The sequence below is a fragment of the Methylobacterium sp. D48H genome (genome assembly GCF_053345715.1).
In genome coordinates, this window is record NZ_JBKFAP010000075.1 from 1 (window position 1) to 888 (window position 888).

At 78.5% G+C, this 888-nt stretch carries 1 protein-coding gene; it reads left to right on the plus strand.

Features of this window, described 5'->3' with window-relative positions; translation table 11 throughout:
• Positions 1–146 precede the first annotated feature (146 nt).
• The coding region (locus ACLBX8_RS31525; RefSeq protein WP_447716400.1) for an Hpt domain-containing protein at positions 147–888 on the plus strand (742 nt) is incomplete at its 3' end.

Here is an 888-nt window from a genome sequence, read left to right on the forward strand (position 1 = left end):
GGGGGCATTGCAGAACATCCGCCAGGCCAGCCAGCAGACCGCGGCCGGCACCCGGCAGGTCGAGGCCGCCTCCGCCAACCTCACCGAGCTCGCCCAGGCCCTCATGGCCCTGGCCGAACGATACCGGCACTGAGGCGGGCGCCCCGTTGGCCGAGGATATCCGCAAGCTCCTGCTCGCCGCCTTCGACGTCGAGCACCGGGAGCACGTCGCGGCGATCCGCGGGGCGCTCGGCAGCGCCTCGCCGGACTGGAACGACGTCTTCCGCCGCGCCCACAGCCTGAAGGGCGCCTCCCGCGCCGTCGACCTCCCGGCGGTCGAGGCGGTGGCCCACCGTCTCGAGACGCTGTTCGAGGGCGTGCGCACCGGCGCCACCGCCCTCGACCGCGAGGCGGCCAATGCCGTCCACCTCGCCCTCGACCGGATCGAGTCCTACGTCGCCAGCCTCACGGACGGGTCCGGTCCGGACATGCCGGCCGACGCCCTGGCGGCCCTCGGCCACGTCCTCCGGCTCCCGGGCGAGACGCCGCCGCCGGCACAACCCGCACCACCCGCCCCGCTGCCGGATCCGAGTCCGAGCCCACCACCGGGGCCCCCCGCCGCGCCGGCATCCCTGCCGGCCGCGACCGCCGCGCCGACACAGGCCGACCCCGCGCCGAAACCCGGCTCCGAGCCGCCGGAGGCCTCCGCGGCGATCCTGCGGGTGCCGGCGGAGGCCGTCGAGGCGCTGGCCCGGGCGAGCCACGATCTCGCCAGCACACTGGCCGGCCAGGCGCCCGCGGCCGACGGCCTCGCCCGGCTTGCCCGCCTGGCCCGCGACCTGCGCGTCGGCGCCGAGGCCCTCGCGGCCGGGGCCGGCGCGGAGCGGCCCGAGTGGCGCGCCCTCGCGG